At 56.5% G+C, this 4,450-nt stretch carries 6 protein-coding genes; 2 read left to right on the forward strand and 4 right to left on the reverse strand.

The features are described 5' to 3' along the window. Positions 1-724 (forward strand): ATP-binding protein (locus tag M0974_RS08730; protein WP_297835387.1); only part of this gene is annotated, 724 nt, incomplete at its 5' end. A 159-nt stretch (positions 725-883) separates the two neighbouring features. On the opposite strand, the gene rimK is transcribed toward M0974_RS08730, so the two are convergent. From rimK to M0974_RS08745, 3 genes are read right to left on the reverse strand one after another with little or no spacing between them, the layout of a single operon-like run. Continuing rightward, a complete protein-coding gene (rimK, locus tag M0974_RS08735) occupies positions 884-1,789 on the reverse strand; it encodes a 30S ribosomal protein S6--L-glutamate ligase (protein WP_297835389.1) in 906 nt (301 codons plus the stop codon). Then, positions 1,786-2,268 carry an ATP-dependent zinc protease gene (locus M0974_RS08740; RefSeq protein ID WP_297835390.1) on the reverse strand — a complete coding sequence of 161 codons (483 nt, stop codon included), beginning with the start codon at positions 2,266-2,268 and terminating at the stop codon, positions 1,786-1,788. Before M0974_RS08740 ends, rimK begins: the two co-directional genes overlap by 4 nt. A gap of 16 nt (positions 2,269-2,284) precedes the next feature. After that, positions 2,285-3,067: an EAL domain-containing protein gene (locus tag M0974_RS08745; RefSeq protein ID WP_297835391.1), complete on the reverse strand. Its 783-nt coding sequence runs from the start codon at positions 3,065-3,067 to the stop codon at positions 2,285-2,287. Positions 3,068-3,192: 125 nt separating this feature from the next. On the opposite strand from M0974_RS08745, the gene M0974_RS08750 reads away from it, so the two are divergent. Beyond that, complete coding sequence (locus M0974_RS08750) at positions 3,193-3,600, forward strand: S4 domain-containing protein (RefSeq protein ID WP_297835393.1); 408 nt, start codon at positions 3,193-3,195, stop codon at positions 3,598-3,600. Positions 3,601-3,605: 5 nt separating this feature from the next. On the opposite strand, the gene M0974_RS08755 is transcribed toward M0974_RS08750, so the two are convergent. Then, complete coding sequence (locus M0974_RS08755) at positions 3,606-4,256, reverse strand: phosphatase PAP2 family protein (protein WP_297835394.1); 651 nt, start codon at positions 4,254-4,256, stop codon at positions 3,606-3,608. Positions 4,257-4,450 lie beyond the last annotated feature (194 nt).

The following is a 4,450-nucleotide window of genomic DNA, read 5'->3' on the forward strand; positions in this document are numbered from 1 at the left end:
CAGCGCGATCGAGCGCTCCGAGCTCGCCGGCGAAGCCCAATGGGCGCAGCTGCAAATGGAAACCGAGCAGATGCGCAGCTCACTGCTCAGCTCGGTGTCTCACGATTTGCGAACGCCGCTCACTCGCCTGCGCTTGTCGCTGGAATTGATGACCGACGAAAACGAACTAACTGAGGGCATGGTTCGCGACATTGAAGACATGGACGCAATCCTCGATCAGTTCCTGGCGTTCATTCGTGATGGCCGCGATGAGCAGATTGAAGAAGTCGATCTGGGCGACTTGGTCCGGGAGGTGGTAGCCCCGTTCAATCATCCCGACGAGCAGATTCGTTTATGCCTGGAGCCGATTCCACCCTTCCCGTTGCGCCGGGTTTCCCTCAAGCGCTTGCTGAACAATCTGATTGGCAATGCCATGCACCACGCCGGTAATGGAATTGAAGTCGCCGCTTATGTTTCAGGTGACGCCAGTGCGCCCTATGTGGTGCTAAGTGTGCTGGACCGTGGGGCCGGGATTGATCCGTCAGAGCTGGAAGTCATCTTCAATCCCTTTATCCGTGGTGACCGTGCCCGCAGCGGCAAAGGCACTGGGTTGGGCTTGGCTATCGTCAAACGAATCGCCGCCATGCACGGCGGTAATGTCGAACTGCGAAATCGTTCAGGTGGGGGACTAGAGGCCCGCGTGCGATTGCCGCTGGGCCTGATGTTGCCGAGGGATGCGGTTTAAGCTGACGTGTGACGCGGGGTCAGCAGGCAAATCCCTCTCTGTGGGACCGAATCATCTGTAGGACCGAATTCATTCGGGAAGCGGTCTGCGAGGTCTATCTGAGACGCCGCGGTGTTGCTTTCCCGAATGAATTCGGTCCTACAGTTTGAACTGACCTAATCAACCCTTCCCTTTAGTCCGGGTCATGTGCGGGCCGCTGTTTTTCTCCAAGTATTCGATGATCATCCCGGCCACGTCCTTGTTGGTAGTGGTTTCGATGCCTTCAAGCCCCGGCGAGGAGTTCACTTCCATGACCAGTGGGCCGTGATTGGAGCGCAGGATATCCACGCCGGCCACGCTGAGACCCATGACTTTGGCGGCACGAATGGCCGTCATGCGTTCTTCAGGCGTGATCTTGATCAGACTGGCGCTGCCACCACGGTGCAGGTTCGAGCGAAACTCCCCTGGCTTGGCCTGGCGCTTCATGGAAGCGATTACTTTATCGCCCACCACGAAGCAGCGAATGTCCGCGCCGCCGGCTTCCTTGATGTACTCCTGCACCATGATGTCTTGCTTGAGGCCCATGAATGCCTCAATCACCGACTCGGCTGCTGTGGCTGTTTCGCACAGCACCACGCCGATGCCCTGAGTGCCTTCCAGCACCTTGATGACCAACGGCGCACCATTGACCATGCGGATCAAGTCAGGGATATCGTCCGGGGAGTGAGCAAAACCGGTAACCGGCAAGCCAACACCGCGACGGGAGAGCAGTTGCAACGAGCGCAATTTGTCTCGGGACCGAGCAATGGCCACTGACTCATTGAGCGGGAACACCCCCATCATTTCAAACTGGCGCAGCACGGCGCAGCCATAAAAAGTCACTGAAGCACCAATTCGCGGGATCACCGCATCGAAATCTTCCAGTGGTTTGCCACGATAGTGGATCTGCGGCTTATGACTGGCAATGTTCATATATGCGCGCAGGGTGTCGATCACCACCATCTCATGACCGCGGGCAGTACCCGCTTCGACCATACGACGGGTGGAATACAGACGCGGATTACGCGACAGCACAGCGATCTTCATGCAACACCTGTGACAGAGGTAGTAGAGGCCGGAAATGCCGGCTTTTCTTGAACGTATGTAATGCCCGGATTAACCACCAAATGGCCGTCGACCAGGGCTTTTGAACCGAGTAACAGGCGATAACGCATGGCTTTTCGGCAAGCCAGGGTAAATTCCACCGGCCAGACCCGATCGCCCAATGCAAGGGTGGTGCGGATGACGTAGCGGACCTGCGTATGGCCGTTGCTGCTTTTTATCGTTTTCATGGCAACCAGCAACGCTTCACAACGGCGATGACGAAGCTGCACCACCGTCCCGAGGTGCGCGTTGAAGCGCACCCATTTTTCCCCGTCGCGTTCGAACGGTTCGATTTCAGTGGCGTGCAGGCTTGATGTGCTGGCCCCGGTATCGATTTTCGCGCGTAAGCCGGCAACCCCCAAATGAGGCAGCGCCACCCATTCGCGAAGGCCAACGACCGTCAAATGATCAAATGTTTTCAAAGCGATTCCGTACGTGTCAATCAGTCTGCCAAGCGTCAGGATCGACCTGCGCTAAAGCTTTGAATGCAGGCTTGGCGAACAAGTAGCCCTGCATCAGGAATATCCCGCAGTCAGTGAGAAAGTCTCGCTCTGCGGCGACTTCTATGCCTTCAGCGATGACGGTAACGCCTAACTCTTCACAGATTGTGACAACCCCGCGAACGATAGCCTGACGAGCCCGATCCTGATGAATATCCCGAATCAGCGCCATATCGAGCTTGATCAAGTCTGGCTGAAAATCAGCCAGCAATGTCAGCCCGGAATAACCGGCGCCGAAATCGTCAATGGCCGTCTTGAAGCCGAATTCGCGGTATTCACGCAGAATATTGGTCAAATGGAGATTGTTATCTAGATGCTCACTCTCAACGGTCTCGAAAATGAGCCTGTCCAAGGGGAAGTTATGCTCTTTCGCTGCCTCAAGCGTGCTGCGAATACACAGCTCCGGTCGATAAACAGCGTTGGGCAGAAAATTGATCGACAGGTTTTCGCGCATTCCGAGCCGCGCAGCGCCAGCAATCGCCTGAGTTCTACAACGTTGGTCGAAGCGGTAACGGTTTTGCGTGTTGACCTGGCCCAAGACCGAAAGTGCGCCTTCACCGTTGGAGCCGCGCACCAATGCTTCGTGCGCAAATACTGAGCGATCGCGCAAATCTACGATGGGTTGGTAGGCAAATGCAAAGTCGAAATTCAGTTCGAGCTCGCTTTTGCAGGCATCGCAACCGACTTTAGGGTCAGTCGCAGAAATAGGGAAGTCAGTCACGTGGCACTCCTGGCGCAAAGGGGCCTTCAATGGCGGGGGTGGGGCATTCTAGTCCCAGGATCGGTTTGACGCCTGCACTACGTGACGTAGTACAGTTCTGGCTGTCACTTTATCGAGGAACTAAGATGGCACAAAAACAGGAAGAGGACGACAAAGTACGGCTGGACAAATGGCTATGGGCGGCACGATTTTTTAAAACCCGAGCTTTGGCCAAGGCCGCCATCGAGAGTGGCAAGGTTCACTGGCGGGGCGAGCGTTGCAAGCCTGGCAAAGAACCGCGTGTTGGTGATGAATATCAAATTCGAGCGGGTTTTGATGAGCGCTCAGTAGTGGTCCAGGCGTTATCGGCTGTCAGGCGCGGCGCCCCCGAAGCGCAGGCCCTGTACTGCGAAACACCGGACAGCATCGCCAAACGTGAAAACGCTGCGGCCATGCGCAAAGCCGGCAGCTTGGGAATCAGCACTGACGGGCGGCCGACCAAGAAACAGCGTCGGCAACTCCATCAGTTTCACGGTTCAAGCAGTGACGATTGACGGCCTCAGGTCGTAGGGAACCGTACAACGCTCATGCACTTAATCACTGGTAAATAGCTCAGTGGTTTAAACAGCGGCGTTGTTACTCGCAGCAGAAAGTAAGAGACCCGGGCAGTGAAAGGGGTGTAGTAACCCCAACCTATCGCAAGCGACGCCATGGCAACGCCGCCGATGTAATCGTCTTGACCCCAGTGAGCCCCCGCCACCAGGCGCGGCATCATGAACAGAAATGCCAAACCCCAGATGACTAGGCGTTGGCCGGTGGTCCGGGTGAACAGGGTCATGAACAACGCCCAAATCAGCAGCACTGACGCGTGGTCACCCGGGAAGCTCTGGTTCGAGCTGTCCTTTAGGTCCAGCGCTTCGGGAAGGTTAGGGAAGAATTCGGTCATACTCAGTGCACCCTTAAGCACCACCGAAGGACTGCTGTGTTGTAAGCCGAGGTGTTTGATCATCTTGTCAAAGATCGTACGGATGACCAGCAACAAAATCAGGATCGAAATAAAGCCGAAGAACGCCTGGCGCACTTGAATCGCCTTGAACACCCAGTCGCCCTTGATCAGCTGCAGCTGGGGCTCGGGCGGTGCGGCCACGGTGGGCAGCGCGATGGCGCTCAAGACGGCGCAGGTCAAAGAGGAAGTCAGGAAATGACGCATGAGACGGGAAGCCTGGGAAGCGATGCGGGAACGTGGCCGCGGCAGGTTGCCGGGCGCTGCGCGAATCTATCCGAGTCCTGCTGAAGGGCTGGAGGGGAAATCACCATGAAGAAACTTCGCCTTGTGATGATAGGCAACGGCATGGCCGGCGTGCGGACGCTGGAAGAGCTGTTGAAGCTGGCGCCGAATCTCTA

This window comes from Pseudomonas sp. (genome assembly GCF_026224925.1).
Classification (GTDB): Bacteria; Pseudomonadota; Gammaproteobacteria; order Pseudomonadales; family Pseudomonadaceae; genus Aquipseudomonas.